The organism is Capnocytophaga bilenii (assembly GCF_017565765.1).
GTDB lineage: Bacteria > Bacteroidota > Bacteroidia > Flavobacteriales > Flavobacteriaceae > Capnocytophaga > Capnocytophaga bilenii.
Genome location: NZ_JAGDYP010000002.1, coordinates 27,555 through 48,943, shown reverse-complemented (window position 1 = coordinate 48,943; position 21,389 = coordinate 27,555). Strand labels below are relative to the sequence as shown.

Here is a 21,389-nt window from a genome sequence, read left to right as displayed (position 1 = left end):
ACTATGGAACAGATTAAGAAATTTAGACTTGACTTTATAGATGTAATCCGCGCTTTTGCTATCTGTATGATGTTGCAAGGGCACTTTGTGAATGGGCTACTTGCCAATAGTTATCGCGACCTCAAGAATCCTATTTTTTGGTTTTGGTATTACTGCACAGGGATTACGGCTCCTGTGTTCTTTACCGTTTCGGGTTTTATATTCACTTTCTTGTTAGTAAAAGAAAGTGATGCTACGAAAGTGGGCTGGCGTAACCCACGTGTAAAGAAAGGGATTAGGCGTGGTTTTATGCTCATTGGGATTGCTTACCTTTTGCGTATGAGTTTTCAAAGTGTAGATGTGTTGCACTGTATAGGGCTTTCGCTACTGATGCTCATCACTACTTACCTTATTTCATACAACCGAAAATCGTGGGTAATGCCTACAATACTTATAACTACTACGCTGTTGGCTTTTACCTTTGAACCTTTTTATAAAGAGCTTAAATTTAGCTGGCTACCGCTGCCTATTGCTAATTACTTTACTCATAACAATGGTAGTCTCTTTACGATATTTCCTTGGTATGGTTACGTATCGTTTGGGGGCTTTATGGGGTACTTATTTCAGCAATATAAACACCATAAACACTTATACAGAAATGCTATACTGTTGTTTTTTTCGGTGGGGGCTTTTCTCTTATGGGCATCTCATTATATAGTAGAACAACTTTATTATATAGGGCATTCTTCGTTTATTAAGCGATTGATGGAGGATTTTGTTTATTTGCGATTGGGGAATGTACTGCTCGTTTTTGGCTTCTTTACACTGATGCGCAACGTGATTACCTCTAAGTTTATACGCACCATAGGGCAAAACACACTTTCTATCTACGTAATACACTGCTTTTTGCTTTATGGTAGTATTACTTCCTATGGGCTTATACAACATTATGCAATGCAATTGAAACCTTACCAAGTAGTGATAGGTGCTCCAATTTTTATAATAGTGTGTGTGTTGATATCCTTGGTGTACAACCGAGTAAAACCTGTTATAAAAGCAGGTATTGGGTTTGTACTAAAAGAAATATGGTTGTTTTTGGTGGAATGCTACCATTTTATTGCTAAAAAAATGATGATTAAAGCTAATAGATAATGAAAAAACTATTTACAACACTTGTAATGATGACGGCTTATATAGCAAATGCTCAACCACAACCACTTACCCTTGAAAAACTATGGCAATTGCAGCGCGTGAGTGCCATAGCGCTCACCCCTGACCAACAATACGTATTGCTGAGCGTAAGTACACCCGATATAGCAGAAAACACTTTTAAGAAGGAGTACTACAAATTAGCCGTAAAGGGAGGGGTACCCATCCCAATAAGCGAAGCAGAAATAGAAAAACTGACTGCTAAATACAATGCCGACCGCAGCCTAAAGCTCACTCATAAAGAGGTGAAAATTAACAAAGTGCTGGGGAAGGACTTTTACGAAGACTTGTCTAAATCATCGGGGCAGTTGTATAATGGGCTTGACCACCGCCATTGGGATACGTGGAATGAAGGCAAATACAACCACGTATTTACAGAAGATGCTGAGGGCAAGCAAAAAGATTTAATGGAGGGGCTGCCGTTTTACTGTCCGCAAATGCCTTATGGAGGGGCTGAAGACTATATATGGAGTCCTGATGGGCAGAAAGTGCTATATGTAACCAAAGCTAAAGCAGGCACCGCGTATGTACTCAGCACTAATACTGATATATATGAGTATGACCTCAAGACAATGAAAACCCGAAACCTAACGGAGGGAATGATGGGCTATGACACTAACCCACAGTACAGCAAAGAGGGGGTACTGGCGTGGCTGAGTATGGCACACGATGGCGATGAATCTGACAAGAATGACCTTTACATACTAAAAGACGGCAAACGCATCAACCTCACTGCCCAATGGGATAACACGATATTTAGCTACCGCTGGAGCAATGACGGCAAACAGATTTACCTGATTGCTCCTACTCAAGGCACTGAACAGCTGTTTGTAGTAGATGTTTATGGCAAGGATACTACCCCCCAACAGCTTACTAAAGGGGTATATGACGTAAACCAGATAGTAGGGCAATCGGGGGATAAATTGATAGTGGTGCGTACTACTATGAATCACGCGGCTGAGGTATTTACTATCAACCTAAAAGAGAAGAAAAAGTTGCCTTACTACACTATGCAACAACTCTCGCACTTTAACGATGAGGCTTATAAAAGCATCGCTGATTGTCCTATAAAAGAGCGCATTATTAAAACTACTGACGGCAAGGATATGCACGCTTGGGTGATTTATCCTCCTGACTTTGACCCTAATAAGAAGTACCCTACCCTACTATACTGCCAAGGAGGTCCACAATCAATCGTAAGTCAGTTTTACAGTTTTAGGTGGAACTTCCAACTAATGGCTTCACAAGGCTATATAATCATCGCACCCAACAGACGGGGCTTACCAGGGTTTGGTGTAGAATGGAATGCCCAAATCAGTGGGGACTGGGGCGGACAAGCTATGCGCGATTATCTATCAGCAATAGACGATATTGCTAAAGAGCCCTACGTAGATAAAGAACGTTTAGGCGCTGTGGGTGCTAGCTATGGTGGGTATTCTATCTACTATTTGGCAGGTATTCATCAGAAACGATTTAAGAGCTTTATAGCGCATTGTGGGGTATTCAACTTGCAAAGTATGTATGGCACTACCGAAGAGCTTTTCTTTAACAACCACGAAATAGGTGGTGCTTATTGGGAAAAAGAGAATGCTGTGGCGCAAAAATCATATAAGGAGTTTAATCCAATAGAGAAAATAACAGAGTGGGATACACCTATACTCATCATTCACGGAGGAAAGGACTATCGTGTACCCGAAGAACAAGGTTTTCAAGCCTTTACGGCAGCGCAATTGCGAGGTATCAAGAGTGAGCTTTTATACTTCCCCGATGAGAACCATTGGGTATTGCAACCTCAAAACGGACTATTATGGCAGCGTACTTTCTTCAGATGGCTAAAAGAAACCCTTAAATAGTAAATATAGAACCATAAAAAAGCTGGTTGAACAATTGCTCAACCAGCTTTTTTATTTATTATTTATTTGTCATTAAAATACATCTCCTTCTTTGAGCTTTTCAGCATTTTCGGCAAGTTGGAGTTCATCGATAAGGCGTTGTACATCGCCGTTGATAACGTTTTGCAAGTCGTATAGGGTAAGCCCGATGCGGTGGTCGGTAACGCGCCCTTGCGGATAGTTGTAGGTACGTATCTTGGCAGAGCGGTCGCCAGTAGAGACCATTGACTTACGGCGGGCAGAATCGGCTTCCATTTTTTTAGCCAGCTCCATTTCATAAAGGCGAGAGCGCAAAACTTTTAGTGCTTTATCAAGGTTTTTGTGCTGTGATTTTTCATCTTGGCAACGCACCTCTATGCCTGTAGGGATGTGCTGTAACTGTATGGCAGAATAAGTAGTATTCACCGACTGCCCACCAGGTCCGGTAGAAGTAGTGCGGATAATTTTGACATCTGCCATATCCAGCTCTACATCAAACTCTTCAGCCTCGGGCAGCACAATAACAGTAGCCGCTGAAGTGTGTACACGTCCTTGAGTTTCGGTTTGTGGCACGCGTTGCACACGGTGTACCCCTGCTTCAAACTTTAAAGTGCCATATACATTATCACCCGTAATTTCAAAAATAATCTCTTTATAGCCCCCAGCAGTCCCCTCGTTGAAATCCATTACAGAGGTACTCCAGCCTTTGCTTTGGCAGTATTTGGTGTACATACGATAAAGGTCGCCAGCGAAGATAGAAGCTTCATCGCCACCTGTACCAGCTCGTATTTCCATCACAGCATTTTTAGCATCTTCAGGGTCTTTGGGTATCAACATATATTTGATTTCGTCCTCTAATTGAGGGAGACGCTGTTTGCTTTCTTCCAACTGTAATTTTGCCATTTCTACCATTTCGGGGTCGGAGCCATCGGCGATAATTTCTTCAGCTTCAGTGAGGTTTGCTGTCACGGTGATGTATTCATCGCGTTTATCCATCAGCTCTTTAAGCTCTTTATATTCTTTATTGAGCTGGATATAGCGTTTTTGGTCGGCGATGACATCAGGCTGAATAATGAGGTCGGAAATCTCGTCAAAACGTTGTTTAACGATGTTTAATTTATCGAGCATATCGTTTATTTTCTGTTATTTAGGGTGCAAAGATAGTAATTTAATGGCAAATGACAAATGAGAAGTGTTATTATTTCTCTATTTGCCACGCTATTTCCTTAAAAATATCGAGCTTTGTTTTCTCGTGTAGCTCGCGGAACTTTTGGGCATATTCTTTAGGGAAAGGCTTCCAAAAGTTATCATCTTCTACTATTGTGCAGTAATAATACTGGTTGCTTTTAGGCATTTTTGCCAACGACTCATATAACACTTCAAACTTATTAGGCATATTGCGCTTTATTATCAGGCGGTAAAGACGTTCTAGAGTATAAGCTGAACTTTTAGCCAATGCCTTAGTAATAAGATAGTTTACACGCTCGCTGTCTTCTTCTATACGATCTAACACCATAAGGGCATCGGTATTAAGACTATTATCACCTTTTGCACTTGCTAAGTAATTGCAAAGCAAGTCTGCCCAACGCGGGTCTAACTCTTCTTTAGCAAGAGGTTTTTTATCGTAATATCCACCATAGTAACCATAATAACGATAAGTAGTGCCTGAAGTAGTGCCTGCTAAGGCTTCTATCATATATTGGGCATTAATCGCTTTATTAAATTGTGGTGCAAAGACCTCGTATAGCTTCTCTCTGCTGAAACGCTCTTTGCTATCTAAAACACGATAGAGATAGTTTATAGCTAATGGCGATGTCCAAGTATTGCCGAAAACATCAGTAGCATATTGCTCATAGAAAGACAATACTTTATCTTTATCAAAAGTGTAGAGTATTTCATTCAAGCAAGGGGCTATGTTATAATTGCTTGCTGAACGCTTTTTAGCCATTGCATCAAATCGTTTATTGCTTAAAATCTCACCCAATAGTGCATACGTTTCAGGATAATCTTTGTGTTTGAGAATCTCCCACTCTATAGGCAATCGCTCAAAGGCTGCTGTTAGGGCTTTTTCGTCTGCTTCGTCCATTGAAAGCAGCGCTTCAAAGCGTTCGCGTACTTTCTGAAGGAATGGCTGATACTGCGTGGCTAATGGAACTGAGGCTATCGCTTCTGCCAACAGTTCCCCGTTTCCTTTCTGCTTGTTGTTGCTGTACAACTCGTATAGCTTATCAATGCAGCGCTGTGTGCCGATTTTTGCCAATGCTTTATAGGCTGCCCCACGTATCGTTTTATTTTTATCGCTTGTAAGACTGATGATAAAATCTTCGGTCTTCTCATCTTTTTTATCCGAAAGTATCGCTATAGCTTCGGCTTGTAGGTTGGGCAAACTTTCTGCAAATATTTTATCGATAAGCCCGTCTACCTCGGCATAACCGAGCTTATAGAGCAAGCGCAAACGACGTACATTCTCTACCTTGTCTTCTAACTTAAAGTCGGTTGCTAAGAAAGGTAACATTGCCTTGCCGTTAGCAGGAATTACTACCTCCATTATATAATCGGCTAACTCTGAATACTTGTCTGCCAAGGCAAAACTCAAATAGCCAAAGGTACGAGAGTCTTTGAAAATACCGCGCTCATAAGCATCTTTTACAGTCTCTAAACGCCCTGATTTGCTTTCGGTAAGAGCTTGTAGTACAGGTTTTAACTGCAAGTATGAGTACTGAGTATTCACGTCAGAAAGGGCTACATTCGGCACTTGGTTGGCTACAGCTGCTCCCTCTTCAGTAGTAGTGCCTTGCGTATAAAGCACAGAATAAAGCAAAGTAGAAAGTGATAACAACTTTTCAGCCGATTGCTGGGCATCAAGCTGCAATAATTCTTCTACATCTTGGGCTAATTTATTGAAAACAGGGGCTTTCTCGCCTAATTTTTTGAGTATAGGAATATGCTTCTGCAAGCGAGGGTCGTTCTTAGCAAACTTACTTCCCGCTATAAATAAGCGATTTAATTCTTGTTGTAATTCGTATAAAGGTTTCATTCTTTTTCAATTTGTTAAGTTGCTAATACAATAAACGAACAATCTTATCGGGGGTAATGAGCGAAAGCGGTTGTGCTGATAGCAAGCCACTTTTTATGTCGTTGTGCATCATCACTGTTAGGCAAAGCCCTTCGGCATTGGCAGGCAAGAAGGCTCTTAGGTTGGCAGTAGGCGATACCGCTCCTTCTTCAATATCTTTCAGGGTAAGGGCAAAACCATTAGCATCTTCTACTACCAAGTTATCGCCTTTTAGGTAGGCTTTGTGCAGTGCCAATAGCACTACGGGCTGCTTATCCATCAGTGGGTTTTTAATCGTGTTTTTTACTGATTTGACAGTTTCGGCAAACTGCGTTGAAGCCCAGCTTTTGAGGGTAGCCAAATCGTCTTTTTGCAACGGACGCTCAACACTCCCCTCTGCCTCCCAACGGATACGCGGGTTTTGGTCACCTGGGTAGATGTACAAATCTTTTAGCTGCAATACACTAAATACGCTGTTATCTTCGTTGATGTATTTAGCGGCTTTATAAGGACGATAGTTGAGTGTTTTGTATATTTTTCCGGTTTTGAGGTTCAGCCATACACCCTCATCCACGTACTCTTTGCGCGCCTCATTGTCGTAACTATTAAACGAGAGCTGTACAAGGTTTGCATTTTCTTCATACTGACCATATTGCATTAGTTCGACCAGCTTCCATACGTAGCCTATTTGCTCTTCAATAGCCGATGACAATTCAGGCGTGCCTTCTGGGTCTTCTTTGCGCGCTTTGAGGTAGTCGGTTGCTTTTTTTAGTAAAGCCGAAAGGAAGTTCAGATTGTTTACTACCTCAGTATATTCTTCGTTTTCTACTTCTTCTATTGATAGCAGCAGGTTATTGAAGGCGGTTTGTATGCCGCCGATATAGTAATTACCCAGCTCTTTTATCTGTGCTTTCAGAGTAGCGCGCAGTTTGGCATCTACTGATGAAAGCCCTGTATTTACGATGTCGCGCAGCAACTTTTGGGCAGTTTCTATACCGGTGAGCTGTGCATCTATTTTCTTAGTGAAAGCCGCCTTGTTCACCTTTTTAGGTTTTTCGGCTTTTTCCTTAATACTCTCCTTTTCTTGGGCTTTTTTCTCTTGTTTTTTTTCTATTTTATTGCGTTTAGAAAGGATATCTTCCGGCACCTCAGCTTCAGCAAATTGCGAAGCATCAGCCTCATAGCAGTAAAGCAACCCGATAGCGTGTTTGCACGGAAACTGCCTACTAGGGCAGTTGCAGCGAAACACAGGGTTGTGCTCATCAAGATAGTCGGCAGAACAATAGTAAGGGTTCTTACCACTACCTGCACACTCGCCCCATATTAGGTTCTTTTCGGCACTAATTTTCAGGTTAGCGAACTTACCTTTTTTGTGCAATTCTCGCCCTTTTTTTGCTGCTTCAGCATTCGGAGCAAGTTCTTCAATTTTTTGTTGCGAAATCTCCATTAATTATGAATTTTGAATTTTGAATTTTGAATTTCTGTTACTTTTTTTCAGAGGTAGTTTTTATAATACTTGTCAGTATTTTTATAATTTCATCTGTTTTCTCTATATAGGTAGTGTAATCAAAGCTAATCAATTGACTTCTGCTTAACAATTGCAACCAATAAAATGTTTCTTTTGCTTCTTTATTTGCAACTGCTAATTTATGAATAAAATCAGCCCTACTTTCAGCTGCCAATGCTTCATTTACATTGGCTCCAATACTTGTAGCACTACGCAATAATTGTTTTGATATTACAAACTCATTTTGCCATTTCAGTATCTTATACAATTCAATTGCTTGAAGAGCAAAATCGAAAGTCTTATCTTTAATAATATTATTTTTCATAACTTTATTATTTACATTGGTTCATAATTCAGAAATCAAAATTCAGAATTATTTTAAGTACTCTGCGGTGAAGCTTCTCTTGTTTTTTGCTACTTCTTCAGGGGTGCCAAAAGCCACTACTTCGCCACCTGCTTTGCCGCCATCGTAGCCTATATCTATAATGTAATCTACCTTGCGTATCACATCTATATTATGCTCTATCACCAGCACGGTATTGCCTTTATCTACCAAACGATCGAGGACTTCTAAGAGTACTTTTACATCTTCAAAATGAAGCCCTGTGGTAGGCTCGTCTAATATATAAAAAGTGTTGCCCGTATCTATTTTAGAAAGCTCGGTAGCCAACTTCACCCGTTGGGCTTCCCCCCCTGAAAGGGTAGTAGATTGTTGCCCCAAAGTGATGTAGCCCAACCCTACCTCTTCAATAGTTTTGAGCTTACGGTATATTTTAGGAATAGGCTCGAAGAACTGCACCGCCTCGCTAATAGTCATATCAAGCACATCGGCTATGGACTTGCCTTTGTAGCGTACCTCGAGGGTCTCGCGATTGAAGCGCTTGCCTTTGCAGGTCTCGCAGGGCACATATACATCGGGCAGGAAGTTCATTTCTATTACTTTCATTCCTGAGCCTTCGCAGGTTTCGCATCTACCGCCTTTGACGTTGAAACTGAAACGCCCAGGTTTATAACCGCGTATTTGCGCCTCGGGCACTTGGGTGAAAAGAGTGCGTATTTCGTTGAAAACCCCCGTATAAGTTGCAGGATTTGAACGCGGTGTGCGCCCAATAGGCGATTGGTCTATATCAATAACCTTGTCGATATGCTCTAAGCCCTCGATGCTTTTATAAGGCATTGGCTTTTTTACGCCGTTGAAAAAATGAGCGTTGAGGATAGGATACAATGTTTCATTGATAAGGGTAGATTTACCACTCCCCGACACCCCTGTTACGCCTATCATCACCCCCAAGGGGAATTTGACTGTTACGTTCTTCAGATTGTTGCCCGTGCAGCCTTTTAGAATAATCTCTTTGCCATTGCCTTTGCGCCTTTCGGCTGGCACTTCTATCTGCTTGCGCCTGCTCATATAGTCGGCAGTGAGGGTATTGGCTTTTAGCAATTCTTTAGGGGTACCTTTGAAGATGATTTCACCTCCATTTACTCCTGCTTTAGGACCTATATCCACCACATAATCAGCCTCTTGTATCATCTCTTCATCGTGTTCTACCACAATTACCGAATTGCCTATGTCGCGCAGTGATTTGAGCGAGTTGATAAGCCGCTGATTGTCGCGTTGGTGCAAGCCTATGCTGGGCTCGTCTAAAATGTAGAGTACCCCCGTGAGCTGCGAACCTATTTGGGTGGCTAAGCGTATGCGCTGTGCTTCACCCCCTGAAAGCGATTTTGAACTGCGGTTCAGCGATAGGTAGGTAAGCCCTACATCTATAAGAAATTGTAAGCGGGTAGTAATTTCTTTGATGATTTCGGAAGCTATTTTCTGTTGTTTGGTAGAAATATGTTGGGGTAATTCTTTAAACCACGCTAATAAGTCAGTAATGTCTAAGGCTGAAAGTTCAGCTATATTTTTATCGGCTATTCTGAAGTATAATGCTTCTTTGCGCAGACGTGTGCCGTGACAATGCTCGCAAGGCACATTATCCATAAACTCTTCTGCCCAACGCTTGATAGCTGTCATATCGGTATTCTCGTGCTGACTCTTGATAAAGCTAATAATTCCCTCAAAATCAATTTCAAAATTGCGCGTAAGCCCCATTACCTCCGATTTTACAGCATATTTATCCTTGCCGCCGTGCAGAATAATATCCATAGCTTCTTGGGGTAGCTTATCAATAGGGTCAGAAAGTTTATGCCCGAATTTTTGAACGATGAGCTCTAACTGCTTAAAAATCCAAGTGCTTTTCTGTTCGCCTATGGCAACAATACCTCCGTTTTTGATAGATAGCGATGGGTCGGGGATAATTTTAGCAAGGTTAATTTCTTGCACTTCGCCCAAACCATTGCAGTGTGGGCACATCCCTTTAGGAGAGTTGAAAGAGAAAGTGTTAGGCTCTGGCATTGGGTAGGAGATACCCGAAGAAGGACACATCAGGTGGCGACTGAAGTACTGCGCTTTGGTTTTGTCTTGCTCTAATACCATTAGCACATCATCGCCGTAATTCATCGCTATTTTGATGGTTTCTTGCAGTCGTTTTTGGGTATCATCGGTATCGTCTATCTGCATACGGTCTACAACGATTTCTATATCGTGTGTTTTGTAGCGGTCGAGCTTCATACCCTTTTCTATATCGCGTATTTCGCCATCGGTGCGTACCTTCACGAAGCCTTGTTTGGCTATCTGCTCAAAAAGTTCGCGGTAATGTCCTTTGCGCGATTGCACTACGGGGGCTAATATATTGATGCGTTTGCCATTGTATTCTTTAGTGATGAGCTCTTGTATTTGGGCATCGCTATAGCTCACCATTTTTTCACCTGTGGTATAGCTAAAAGCATCAGAAGCCCGCGCAAAGAGCAAGCGCAAGAAGTCGTATATTTCGGTAATAGTACCTACGGTAGAGCGTGGTGATTTGGAAGTTGTTTTTTGTTCAATAGCAATCACTGGCGAGAGCCCGTCTATTTTATCTACATCGGGACGTTCGAGCCCCCCGAGAAACTGACGAGCATAGGCAGAAAAAGTTTCTATATAGCGGCGTTGCCCTTCGGCATAAATAGTATCGAATGCTAATGACGACTTGCCACTACCCGAAAGCCCTGTGAAAACTACTAACTTTTCGCGAGGTATGCTAAGGTCTATATTTTTGAGGTTATGCACCCGTGCCCCTTGCACTTCAAGGTTTTCTACAGGGGTTATATTAGTAGTGTTTTTTTTCATTTTCTTGTTTAATCTTTCTTATATTCATTCAGCAACTGCACTAATTGATATACTAAGGTTACAGGTTTTTGTTTATGATAAGGTAGATGCTTTTTAGCAACATATAGTTTTTCGGCTCGTTTTATTGCCTCTTGTTCTGATGCGTTACTATCTTTTTGTAATAAACCATAAAGATTTTTACAAAAATCTATCTTTTTACCTTTTTTTATATAGTTTATCTGAAATATTTTGCTGAGTTCTGCGTAATAATAATCTCTGTTATACTTATTTTCTATATTTTTATAATGTAATAAGAGCCAAAGTTCAAAACAATCATTAGAATAAGCCACTTTATAGTTCAGCTTTTTAGCTTTTTCTATTGAGTTATCAAAGTTTGCAAAGTCTTTATCTATATCGCGTACATCCATATCGTATACACACCACACTTCATCAAAAGTGTAATCATCATCTTTGATAATTTCTTCAGTAGCTCGCACCAAATTTAGCTTAGATTGTCCTTGCAGATTGACGCATTTTACCGAAAGGCTCACCACAGAGAACTTTCTAAAATACCATTCTTCTGTTTGCCCCTCGCACACTATCAGTATAGTTTTATTTGCTAACTTCAGAGGCTGATATTGGTAAGCGGCTTTCTGTTTTTCCCAAGGTTTTCCCTTGTCGGTTACTTTTACAGCTTTAGTTTTCTTTCCCATTGTTTTCTGGTTAATTGGTTACTAATTCGGTAAAATCTTCTACTAAAGGTACAGCCCCATATTTGCCGTGTATATAATCTTTCTCAAAAGAAGTTTCTGCCTCTACCCCTTCTATTTCAGCCAAGGCATACAGATGACTCGCCCCTTGCTTATCTTTTTCTACAAACTCTATTTGGTCGCGCCTCAACAGAGTATTGCTCAGCAATGAAGTGTCGTGGGTAACAAAAATAAATTGGGTATGTTGGTTTTCTTCCGAATTAAAAAGCTGTACTATACGCTTGGTAAGCAGTGGGTGGAAACGCGCATCAAATTCGTCTATCACTAAGGGGTGCCCCTCTTTTATAGCTTCATACAGATAAGGACTCAGCTCAAAGAGTTTGCGAGTACCTTCCGACTCATAATGCTCAAAAGAATAAATCATATCTCTATCAGCCTCTTCTTCGCCTATACTTTTAGCTACTACCAAATAATCTTTCTGAGAATTTTCAGCATTTTCAAAGTCGGTAATATCTAATAATTGTAAATTTTCAATAGAAGTATCACCTTTTTTTAGCAAATTGAGTATAAAACGTTTCTTATCTTTATTTTTGAGTGCTTCTTTGGCATAACTCATCATTGTAGGTTCGCTCAAGCCACTGATAATATTTATTTGGCTAAGGTTGCTAATTAGAAGTTTGGATGTTTTACCAAAGCCAAACGATGCCAACACTGTAAGAAATAAGCTGGTATCGGTAAGTAACTCTTGGGTATCTTCGCCTTGTTGGGTAAGGTTGATATAGATAGCCCCTTCAGCAAAGTGAGTAGTATCTAACGCTATAATTTGTTGTTCTTCTCTTATAAAATAACAAAGTTCGCTTTTAGCTTTCTCTGCATAGAGCCATTCGGCTGTTATTTTGCCTTCTACTACCTCAAAGCCATAGCGATATTTTACCTCATCTATCCAAAAAATCATCTGAAAAAAAGAAGGCGTACTTTTGTTAATAAAAAAGCTATTTACTTCTGAAAGTATTTTTGCATTCTTTACCGAATCGGATAATATTTTCAAGAAAGTATTGAGGGCTTTTACTACATTGCTCTTACCGCTGGCATTGGCTCCGTAAATAGCTTTTGTTTTCAGAAATGAGTGTGCCTGATATTCAAAAGTGTGAGTAGGCTCTAATAACTTATCTTTTGCTGAAGCCAAATGGGCTTTAGACAAACTCAAAGTTTGAATATCTTTAAACGAACGAAAATTACCAAAACTAAAATCTTGTAGCACTACCATATCTCTAAAGCTGTTTTATCTTAAAACAATTGTTTTTGTTTTGAACTTAAAAAGTATTGAATTTCAATATATTCTCTATTATCTTCACTTTTAACTTGAAAATACACTAAGTACCTACCTTTAAGAATAGCTCTTACATATAGGTTTAAATCTTTGTTATAACGCCCTAAAAAAATGGGATTATTAGAAAGTTCAAACATTAATCTCTGAATTTCCAATAATATTTTATCTGAAAAAGAAGGTGTTCCATTATGTATATCCCAAAATTCAAGATTTTCTTTAAGCCTTTCTTTTGCTTTATCAGTCCAAACTATTTCCATTTTCTTTCTCTTAGCTCTCTAATCTCCTTAAAAACATCTTCATTTTTTGTCACCATACCAAGATTGCCTTGTTCTTTTGATATTGCTATCATTTCAAGGTCTTCAGTAGAAAGAATATCAAAATAATTTTCTTCATCTTCAAATTTAATATCAGTAGCAGATATACCTTTTAGAAATCTCTCTAAATATGGAACGTCCGAATCTTGTATTGTTGCTTGTAATCTCACTACACTCATAATCCTTATATTTTTGGCAAAGATAATAATTAATTGACAATTAACAATTAAGAACTGATAATTTTACAGCTCGCTGACTTTCCTTCGCTCATCCTTCGCTTATCCTTCGCTTATCCTTCGCTCAAGGTTCGGTGAGGGTATGCTTTAGGTTTGGCATAGTATATAAATTTTGAGGTTTAACTTTAGGAAAGTTTTGAACTTTATTCTACGAGCTCACATTAATGGGGAAAACAACGGTCATAGAAGGCAAAAATCCCTATTACTGTTAAAACAATACCAAAAATAAAGCCAAGAACACGTGCTGTTTTACGACCTAAAAAATGACTGGCTCTTTGAATCAAACTTCCATAAGGATTTGGGTTATATAGCCAATCCCAATTTTTTACAGCTCCAATGATATAACAAATACCAAAAGCAGTAACCAAAAGAAAAATAATACCGAGTATAATAGGGTTATTTCCTATCAATTCTTTTAATAATGTTTTCATAGAGTTTAATATTAAAAATTATTACGCTTCTATTTGCTGTAGCACTTTCAACGCTTGATACACGGTGTTAATACTGTCAAAGAGTATTAGTAAGCGTAGCCCATTGCGGGTTTCTTTTTCTTGTAATCGGCATTGCTTGGGGTATCGCTGTACGAAAAGAAGCAATTTTTGGAAACGCGCACTCTGATAAAACGGACTATTCTGGTCGGCTATAAAATAACCTGTCATCTTTCCGTTTTTCATTACGAGTTTCTCTATCCCCATACGGGTCGCCAACCATTTTACACGTACGCTGTTCAGCAGGTCGATAGCCTGAGGGGGTAACTTACCAAAACGGTCGATAAGGTTGCGCTCGTACTTTTGCAATACATCTTCATCGGTGATATTACTTAGCTCGTTATATAGGTTCAATCGTTCGGCTACTCTATTGACATAGGTGTCGGGGAAGAGCAATTCAAAGTCTGTATCTATTTGTGTATCTACTAAATAGGTTTTATTTTCCTCTTCGGTATGATACAAGGCTGAAAATTCGTTTTCTTTGAGTTCTGTTATGGCTTCTTGCAATATTTTTTGATAGGTATCGAACCCAATTTCGTTGATAAAACCACTTTGTTCACCGCCAAGCAAGTCGCCTGCCCCTCTGATTTCTAAGTCTTTCATTGCGATGTTAAGTCCGCTGCCCAAATCGGAGAACTGGGCTATTGCTTCTATACGCTTGCGGGCATCATCGCTCATTGCTATCAGTGGGGGGGTGATGAAGTAGCAGAACGCTTTTTTATTGCTACGCCCTACCCTACCACGCATTTGGTGCAGGTCGGACAAGCCGAAGTTATGAGCGTTATTGATAAAAATAGTATTAGCATTGGGCACATCCAATCCACTCTCAATAATAGTAGTAGCCACCAGCACATCGTATGCTCCTTCCATAAAGGCAAGCATCGTTTCTTCCAGCTTTTTGCCCTCCATTTGTCCGTGTCCTATGGCTATACGGGCATCGGGTAGCAAACGCTGTATCATACCGGCAACTTCCCTGATGTTTTCAACCCTATTGTGCATAAAAAATACCTGTCCACCGCGTTGTATTTCGTAGCGAATACCATCGCGTATCACCTCTTCGCTAAAAGGTATCACTTGCGAATCGATAGGATAGCGGTTAGGCGGTGGCGTATTGATAACCGAAAGGTCGCGAGCTGCCATAAGGCTAAACTGCAAGGTTCGCGGTATAGGGGTAGCCGTAAGCGTGAGCACATCAAGGTTTTCTTTTAGGGTTTTGAGCTTGTCCTTCACCCCTACCCCAAACTTCTGTTCCTCATCTACTATCAGCAGCCCCAAATCTTTATATTGTACCTTTTCGCCCACTATTTGGTGCGTGCCGATAACGATGTCCAGCTGCCCTTTGGCGAGTTCTTCCAAAATGATTTTTTTCTCCTTAGCGGTGCGAAAACGATTCAGATAATCGATGCGCACCGGAAAATCTTTCATTCGCTGACTAAAAGTTTGGTAGTGCTGAAAAGCCAATACCGTAGTAGGCACTAATACCGCTACCTGCTTGCCGTTATCCACTGCCTTAAAGGCTGCCCTGATAGCCACTTCGGTTTTGCCAAAGCCCACATCGCCGCAAACCAACCTATCCATAGGTTTTGTACTTTCCATATCGGCTTTTACTTCGGCAGTAGCCTTGCTTTGGTCGGGGGTATCTTCGTAGAGGAATGAGGCTTCCAGCTCGTGCTGCATATAGCTGTCGTGCGCAAAGGCATAGCCTTGTGCCTCTTTGCGTTTGGCGTATAGCTGAATAAGGTTGAAAGCTATTTCTTTTACTCGTGCTTTGGTTTTCTGTTTGAGGGCTTTCCACGCTCCTGACCCCAACTTGTATATTTTGGGCGGCTTGCCGTCTTTGCCGTTGTATTTGGTTATCTTGTGCAAGGCGTGAATGCTGACAAATAGTACATCGCGATCGCCGTAAATCAGCTTGATAGCCTCTTGTTGCTTGCCTTCTACTTCTATTTTTTGCAAGCCAGCAAACTTGCCTATTCCGTGGTCGATATGGGTAACATAGTCGCCTACCTCTAGTTGCATCAGCTCTTTGAGGGTTATTGCTTGCTTTTTGGCATAGCCGTTTTTCAGCTGAAATTTATAGTAGCGCTCAAATATCTGGTGGTCGGTAAAAACGTTTATTTTCAGTTCGTTATCTACAAAACCTGCGTGTAGCGACAGCTGTAGCGTTTGGTAGGCTACCTTCTGCTCCATTTCTTCAAATATATCGTGAAAACGCTTTGCTTGCTGCTCGGTGCCGCACAATATATAGTTCTGATAGCCCTCGGCGTGCTTGTCGTTTAGGTAAGCAATGAGCAGTTCAAACTGTTTGTTGAAAGAAGGTTGGGGCAAGGTAGAAAAAGGAAGTATCACCTCTTGATGCTGTGCTTTGGTGGGTGAAAAAGCGGTATGTACGTTCACTTGCAGGAAGCGTTCCAGCTGTTTTTGCAATTCTCCTGATTGACAATAAAGTTCCTCTGGGGCAGTACGCTTTACCCCTTGCTCCATTTTGTTGTATATATCGGTAGCTTTAGCAAAAAGTTTGTCTATTTTTGGGGGCATCAAGCCTATATCTTTGGCTATAAAAAGCGTTTTTTCGCTGATGTACTCCAAAAAAGATTGGCGCACCTCTTCACTTTCTTTGTTATCTACATTAGGAATTACGGTAATTTGTTCTAATCGGAGTTTTGATAACTGAGTTTCTACATCAAAAATGCGAATACTTTCAACTTCATTACCAAAAAACTCAATGCGATAAGGCTCATTATTAGAAAATGAAAAGATGTCTACAATTCCCCCTCGTACCGAAAACTCACCAGGTTCGGTAACAAAATCGGTGCGGTGGAAATTATATGAAAAGAGTACTTCATTGAGGAAATCAATGGTTAGGTTGTCGCCTTTACTGATTTTGAGTGTGTTTTTTTCTAATTGCTTGCGAGTGATCACCTTCTCGAACAAGGCTTCGGGGTAGGATACTACTACCAACGGCTTATTGCTATGGCTCAATTGATTTAAGACTTCTGCCCGCAGTAGCACATTGGCATTGTCGGTATCCTCTATTTGGTACGGACGGCGATAGCTATCGGGAAAGAAGAGCACCCGCTCTTCGCCTATAAGTGTTTCTAAATCATTCAAGTAATAAGCACTTTCTTCTTTATCGGGCAATAGCAAAAACAGATGTTGCTTTTTCTGAAAAAAAAGATTGGCTACCACTACTGATAGCGCTGCTCCTACCAGCCCATCAATTTGGCAGTTGCGATGTTGTTTTAGCTCCTCGATGAGGTGCTGATAAGCTTTACTTTGCGAAAATAACTGTAATAATTCCACCGTTTTAATAACCATTTATCAAGAAATGTGGCAAAAGTAATAAATAATTTCCAAGTCGCGGCACGACAAGCAATAAAAAAGAGGCTTTTTTAGAGCCTCTTTTGTTAAATTAGTAACTTATGATAATAAACTCACTACGCCTGTTCTGTTGGTGTTGTTCTTCAGTACAAGGCACATCGTTAGTACAATCATTTACCAACTGAGTTTCGCCATAACCTTTACCTGTAATGCGGTTCTTTTTAATACCTTTAGATACTATCCAACGTACAGTTGATTTAGCTCGGCGTTCTGACAAGGCTAAGTTGTATTTATCAGAACCTCTACTATCGGTATGCAAGCGTACATCTACTCTCATTGTAGGGTGTTCTTTCATTATAGCTACAATCTTAGCAAGCTGTTCTGCTGCATCCTTACGTATATTAGACTTGTTGTAATCAAAATAGATATTATCAATTTGTAACATTTTAGCAAGGTCTTTACCCACTTCCATTTTTTCTTCTTTTTTCTCTTCTACCACTACAGGTATAGGAGTCATACGCAAATCTGTAAATACCTCCTTGGTGCTATTGAGTGCCAAAGGCTGTTCAGTGGGGTTGTATTGTTCTTTTTCAGATTTCAAAAGCAAACGCAAATCGCCACAATCGGCAGTATATTTAAGAGTAAAACGACCTTCCTCATCGGCTACAGCTTCTTCCATTAGTTTTTTATCAGCTCCGAAAAGGCTCACTTTGGCTTGGGGTATAACTTTACCTGTGGCATTATCTTTCACTATACCTTTAAGGCTATATTGGCAGGTAAAACGCAAAGGTGTATGCTCATAAAAACTATAAATATCATCACTACCACGCCCTTCGGGACGATTAGAGGTAAGGTAACCAATGTGTGTTTGGCTATTGATAACGTAGCAAAAATCATCTTCAGCACTATTGGCAGGTCTACCAATATTGGTAGGTTTAGAGATAGGGTCGCCATTTTCGTTGAGTTTTACGGCAAAGATATCAAGTCCGCCTAAACCAGGGAAACCGTCTGATGAATAGTACAATATATTGTCGTCCGACACAAAAGGGAAAGATTCACGCCCTGGTGTATTGATTTTTTCGCCTAAATTTTCAGGTTTGCCATAACCTCCTGAAGAAAGTATCGGAGCTCTATAAATATCGGAAGCTCCTATAGAGCCTTTCATATCGGAAGTAAAGTAGATATACTTACCATCGGGTGAAAGAGCGGGGTGCGCTACGCTGTGAATATTGCTATTGAAAGGCATTTCTTGCACATTGCCCCATTTGCCATTTTTATCTTTAGTAGCACGGAATATTTTTAGCAACACTGTTTGGTCGCCATTGGTTTTTACCTCGTTGTTGATAAAGTTATTACGGGTAAAGTAAATTGTATTACCATCTTTGGTAAAAGCAGCTGTCGACTCGTTGAACTTGGTATTGATACCATTGAGTTTGGATTTTTTAAAAGCCTGCAAGCTATCGGTATTAGCTTCGTAGAGCGAATAGAAGTTATCGCCTGTCCATTCAGAGCGTTTGCGCAAGAAGCCCCCGCTGGCAGTGGCATAGACGATGTTATCACCATAGAAAGCTGTACCATACTCTGATTTACGAGTGTTAATCTTAAGCAGGTTGAGTTCTAACCTATCGGAATTGCGTTTTATCTCGTTTTGGTAATCTCTATTTTTTATAAATAGAAGCGCGCGAGTATCGTCTTTATCGGCAATAGCTACGAACTTATCCATCACTTTGTCAGACTCTTCATACTCGCCTTTACTTTTAAGAGTTTGCGCATAGCGGTAATAATATTCGGGCTTGATGTTAAAAGGTTTTCCTTTGGCATCTTTGCCTGTAAAGAGTTTTGCATACCACTTATTCGCCTGTTGATAATCGGCGTTGTAGTAATAGCAGTTTCCTAAGTTCTCTAAGAGCTCTTGAGGTTCTATCCCTTTGCGGGCAATACTTTCGTAAGCAGCAATAGCCTCCATATAGTCCAAATTTTTGTAATATTTGGCAGCTTTACGCAAAGCGTCTTTTTCATCTTGAGCAAGAGAAATTTGTAGTGTAGTGATAGCAAAAATTGCTAAAAGAAGTTTTTTCATCAGAATATTTGTCAGTTGTTTTATGTTTTTATATTTATATGATTATGTAAAAACAAATACTTTGCCAGCGTCTTTTTTTCGGATAAAAGACGCTGACAAAGTTTTGGATGCTTTTGGATTAGTAATGTTTTTATTACTATGGAATTACATAGCAGTAATTATAAACTCACTACGACGGTTTTGTTGGTGTTCTTCTTCGGTACAAGGTACGCCATCTTTACAACGATTTACCAAGCGACTTTCACCATAACCTTTTGCTTTTAAGCGATTTTTAGCAATACCTTGAGATATTATCCAGTTCATAGTAGATTTTGCACGGCGGTCAGACAACTTCATATTTGCGCTGCTAGAACCTCTACTATCGGTATGTGAACGAATATCAATCTTCATACGAGGATATTCCTTCATAGCCTCAACAATTTTGATAAGTTCTAATTCGGCATCAGGGCGGATATCAGCTTTACCTAAATCAAATTTAATTTCTTGGATTTCAAACACCTTCGCTAAGTCCATACCTTTTTTAAGGTTCACTTCTTTTGGTTTGAGCAATATTTCGTAAAGCTCATCATCGCCGTCTTCTTTTAAGGTAAGGTTTACTTCGGCAGTTTCAAATTTTTGTTTTTCACCGCGCAAGTAGTAACGAGGGTCGTCATTACAATCTATTTTTTCAAAAGTATAAACACCTTCAGCATTCGTTTTTTGTTTGTCTAACTGAGTCATTACTTTGTCGGACAAGGTAACGGTAGCATCAGGGATTACTTCTTTGGTTTTAGCATTTTTAATAACTACTTTTATAGGGCGTTCGCAGCTAAATTCTAAAGGCACATCTTCGTGGAAAGTGTAGATATCATCACGACCTTTACCACCAGGACGGTTAGAGCTTAAGAATCCTAAACGAGTGCTCGCATCTATAACGAAGCAGAAGTCGTCATCAGCACTATTACCAGGCATACCAATATTCATAGGTTTAGTTTTGGTGCCATCATCTTTAAATTTAACAGCAAAAATATCTAAACCACCTAAACCAGGTATACCGTCAGAAGAGTAGTACAATACGTTGTCATCAGACACAAATGGGAATGACTCACGCCCTGCGGTATTGATAATATTACCTAAGTTTTCGGGCTTTCCAAATTGTCCGTTAGCTAATATTTCAACTCTATAGATATCGGAGTTACCGAATGAACCAGCCATATCGGAAGCGAAGTACAAGTACTTACCATCGGGTGAAAGTGCGGGGTGAGCTACGTTGTACTGGTCGCTATTGAAAGGCAACTCTTCTGCCTTGCTCCATTTACCACTTTTATCTTTGGTAGAACGAAGTATTTTTAGCAGGATAGTGTTTTCCATATCGGTACCCAACTTTTTGTTTACGTAGTTATTACGTGTAAAGTAAATAGTATTGCCATCTTTAGTAAAAGCGGCAGTAGATTCGTTGAAAGGGGTATTCAAAGTAGATGAAAAATCTTTTCTTTCACCTAATTTTTGGTCGTAATGGTCGGCTTCGTAAAGGTCGTAAAAACCTTCCCCTGTCCATTGAGATATATTACCGCGAGAGTTTTTAGCACTTGCAGCTCCTGAGAATACGATTTTATTAGTACCATAAAAAGCGGTACCATACTCTGAGCTTTCGGTGTTGATGCTTGCGTTGTTCAACTGAAAACGACCAGAATTTTTCTTAATAACTTTCTGATAGTCTTTATGTTGCTCAAACATTGCTGCGCGAGTATCATTAGCATTAGTAAGCTCTATGAACTTAGCCATCATTTTGTTGGACTCATCATATGAGCCTACAGATTTTAGCACTTGTGCATAACGATAGTAATACTCTGGTTTTATTTGGTAATTACCTTCAAAAAGTTGCTTGTACCAAGGCAATGCATTTTTATATTCGGCATTGTAGTAGTAAGAGTTTCCGAGACTCTCAAGCATTTCTTGATTAACAAATCCTCTCTTGGCAATGCGTTCGTAAATTTTAATTGCATCGATATAAGAAAAGTTGTTGTACATTTCATTTGCCTTTTCCAGCTCTTTCTCGGGCTGAGCAAAAAGAAGTGTAGTGCCTAATAAGGCTGCACTAAAAGTTAATATTCTCATTC

15 protein-coding genes are annotated in these 21,389 nt (G+C 40.0%); 2 read left to right on the top strand and 13 right to left on the bottom strand.

Annotated features, from left to right (window positions below; translation table 11 throughout):
- The first annotated feature begins 3 nt into the window (after positions 1-3).
- Positions 4-1,131 (top strand): heparan-alpha-glucosaminide N-acetyltransferase domain-containing protein, encoded by a 1,128-nt coding sequence (locus tag J4N46_RS02565; protein ID WP_009416788.1) that lies wholly within the window; start codon positions 4-6, stop codon positions 1,129-1,131.
- Entirely contained in the window at positions 1,131-3,041 is a 1,911-nt protein-coding gene (locus tag J4N46_RS02560; protein WP_009416789.1) for a S9 family peptidase, read from the top strand. Before J4N46_RS02565 ends, J4N46_RS02560 begins: the two co-directional genes overlap by 1 nt.
- A gap of 72 nt (positions 3,042-3,113) precedes the next feature.
- Here the strand turns inward: J4N46_RS02560 and prfA are convergent, their stop codons facing one another.
- From prfA to J4N46_RS02495, 13 genes are all read right to left on the bottom strand, one after another.
- The gene (gene prfA, locus J4N46_RS02555) at positions 3,114-4,187 is read right to left on the bottom strand and encodes a peptide chain release factor 1 (RefSeq protein WP_009416790.1); all 1,074 of its coding nucleotides are present in this window, start codon (positions 4,185-4,187) and stop codon (positions 3,114-3,116) included.
- 70 nt (positions 4,188-4,257) lie between these two features.
- The gene (locus tag J4N46_RS02550; protein WP_208058048.1) at positions 4,258-6,096 is read right to left on the bottom strand and encodes a HEAT repeat domain-containing protein; all 1,839 of its coding nucleotides are present in this window, start codon (positions 6,094-6,096) and stop codon (positions 4,258-4,260) included.
- Positions 6,097-6,118: 22 nt separating this feature from the next.
- Positions 6,119-7,561 (bottom strand): SWIM zinc finger family protein, encoded by a 1,443-nt coding sequence (locus J4N46_RS02545; RefSeq protein WP_208058047.1) that lies wholly within the window; start codon positions 7,559-7,561, stop codon positions 6,119-6,121.
- 37 nt (positions 7,562-7,598) lie between these two features.
- Positions 7,599-7,946, bottom strand: coding sequence for a four helix bundle protein (locus tag J4N46_RS02540; RefSeq protein ID WP_208058046.1), 348 nt, complete (start codon positions 7,944-7,946; stop codon positions 7,599-7,601).
- 48 nt (positions 7,947-7,994) lie between these two features.
- Complete coding sequence (gene uvrA / locus J4N46_RS02535; RefSeq protein ID WP_208058045.1) at positions 7,995-10,832, bottom strand: excinuclease ABC subunit UvrA; 2,838 nt, start codon at positions 10,830-10,832, stop codon at positions 7,995-7,997.
- Positions 10,833-10,840: 8 nt separating this feature from the next.
- On the bottom strand, positions 10,841-11,524 hold the full coding sequence (locus tag J4N46_RS02530) for an RloB family protein (protein ID WP_208058044.1): 684 nt from the start codon (positions 11,522-11,524) through the stop codon (positions 10,841-10,843).
- A 10-nt stretch (positions 11,525-11,534) separates the two neighbouring features.
- On the bottom strand, positions 11,535-12,788 hold the full coding sequence (locus tag J4N46_RS02525) for an AAA family ATPase (RefSeq protein ID WP_208058043.1): 1,254 nt from the start codon (positions 12,786-12,788) through the stop codon (positions 11,535-11,537).
- 20 nt (positions 12,789-12,808) lie between these two features.
- Positions 12,809-13,108, bottom strand: coding sequence for a type II toxin-antitoxin system RelE/ParE family toxin (locus tag J4N46_RS02520; protein ID WP_208058042.1), 300 nt, complete (start codon positions 13,106-13,108; stop codon positions 12,809-12,811).
- Complete coding sequence (locus J4N46_RS02515; protein WP_009416798.1) at positions 13,099-13,344, bottom strand: hypothetical protein; 246 nt, start codon at positions 13,342-13,344, stop codon at positions 13,099-13,101. Before J4N46_RS02515 ends, J4N46_RS02520 begins: the two co-directional genes overlap by 10 nt.
- A gap of 218 nt (positions 13,345-13,562) precedes the next feature.
- Positions 13,563-13,832, bottom strand: a complete 270-nt coding sequence (locus J4N46_RS02510; protein ID WP_009416799.1) for an Imm17 family immunity protein — start codon at positions 13,830-13,832, stop codon at positions 13,563-13,565.
- 21 nt (positions 13,833-13,853) lie between these two features.
- Positions 13,854-17,207: a transcription-repair coupling factor gene (gene mfd, locus J4N46_RS02505; RefSeq protein WP_208058041.1), complete on the bottom strand. Its 3,354-nt coding sequence runs from the start codon at positions 17,205-17,207 to the stop codon at positions 13,854-13,856.
- A 94-nt stretch (positions 17,208-17,301) separates the two neighbouring features.
- A complete protein-coding gene (locus J4N46_RS02500; protein WP_208058040.1) occupies positions 17,302-19,290 on the bottom strand; it encodes an OmpA family protein in 1,989 nt (662 codons plus the stop codon).
- Positions 19,291-19,434: 144 nt separating this feature from the next.
- Positions 19,435-21,387, bottom strand: coding sequence for an OmpA family protein (locus tag J4N46_RS02495; protein WP_208058039.1), 1,953 nt, complete (start codon positions 21,385-21,387; stop codon positions 19,435-19,437).
- Between the last annotated feature and the right edge of the window lie 2 nt (positions 21,388-21,389).

What these genes read in the sequence shown, in the direction of transcription:
- J4N46_RS02565 (WP_009416788.1), top strand. Translation starts at nt 4, where the DNA reads ATGGAACAGATTAAGAAATTTAGACTTGACTTTATAGATGTAATCCGC.
- J4N46_RS02560 (WP_009416789.1), top strand. Translation starts at nt 1,131, where the DNA reads ATGAAAAAACTATTTACAACACTTGTAATGATGACGGCTTATATAGCA.
- prfA (WP_009416790.1), bottom strand. Translation starts at nt 4,187, where the DNA reads ATGCTCGATAAATTAAACATCGTTAAACAACGTTTTGACGAGATTTCC.
- J4N46_RS02550 (WP_208058048.1), bottom strand. Translation starts at nt 6,096, where the DNA reads ATGAAACCTTTATACGAATTACAACAAGAATTAAATCGCTTATTTATA.
- J4N46_RS02545 (WP_208058047.1), bottom strand. Translation starts at nt 7,561, where the DNA reads ATGGAGATTTCGCAACAAAAAATTGAAGAACTTGCTCCGAATGCTGAA.
- J4N46_RS02540 (WP_208058046.1), bottom strand. Translation starts at nt 7,946, where the DNA reads ATGAAAAATAATATTATTAAAGATAAGACTTTCGATTTTGCTCTTCAA.
- uvrA (WP_208058045.1), bottom strand. Translation starts at nt 10,832, where the DNA reads ATGAAAAAAAACACTACTAATATAACCCCTGTAGAAAACCTTGAAGTG.
- J4N46_RS02530 (WP_208058044.1), bottom strand. Translation starts at nt 11,524, where the DNA reads ATGGGAAAGAAAACTAAAGCTGTAAAAGTAACCGACAAGGGAAAACCT.
- J4N46_RS02525 (WP_208058043.1), bottom strand. Translation starts at nt 12,788, where the DNA reads ATGGTAGTGCTACAAGATTTTAGTTTTGGTAATTTTCGTTCGTTTAAA.
- J4N46_RS02520 (WP_208058042.1), bottom strand. Translation starts at nt 13,108, where the DNA reads ATGGAAATAGTTTGGACTGATAAAGCAAAAGAAAGGCTTAAAGAAAAT.
- J4N46_RS02515 (WP_009416798.1), bottom strand. Translation starts at nt 13,344, where the DNA reads ATGAGTGTAGTGAGATTACAAGCAACAATACAAGATTCGGACGTTCCA.
- J4N46_RS02510 (WP_009416799.1), bottom strand. Translation starts at nt 13,832, where the DNA reads ATGAAAACATTATTAAAAGAATTGATAGGAAATAACCCTATTATACTC.
- mfd (WP_208058041.1), bottom strand. Translation starts at nt 17,207, where the DNA reads ATGGTTATTAAAACGGTGGAATTATTACAGTTATTTTCGCAAAGTAAA.
- J4N46_RS02500 (WP_208058040.1), bottom strand. Translation starts at nt 19,290, where the DNA reads ATGAAAAAACTTCTTTTAGCAATTTTTGCTATCACTACACTACAAATT.
- J4N46_RS02495 (WP_208058039.1), bottom strand. Translation starts at nt 21,387, where the DNA reads ATGAGAATATTAACTTTTAGTGCAGCCTTATTAGGCACTACACTTCTT.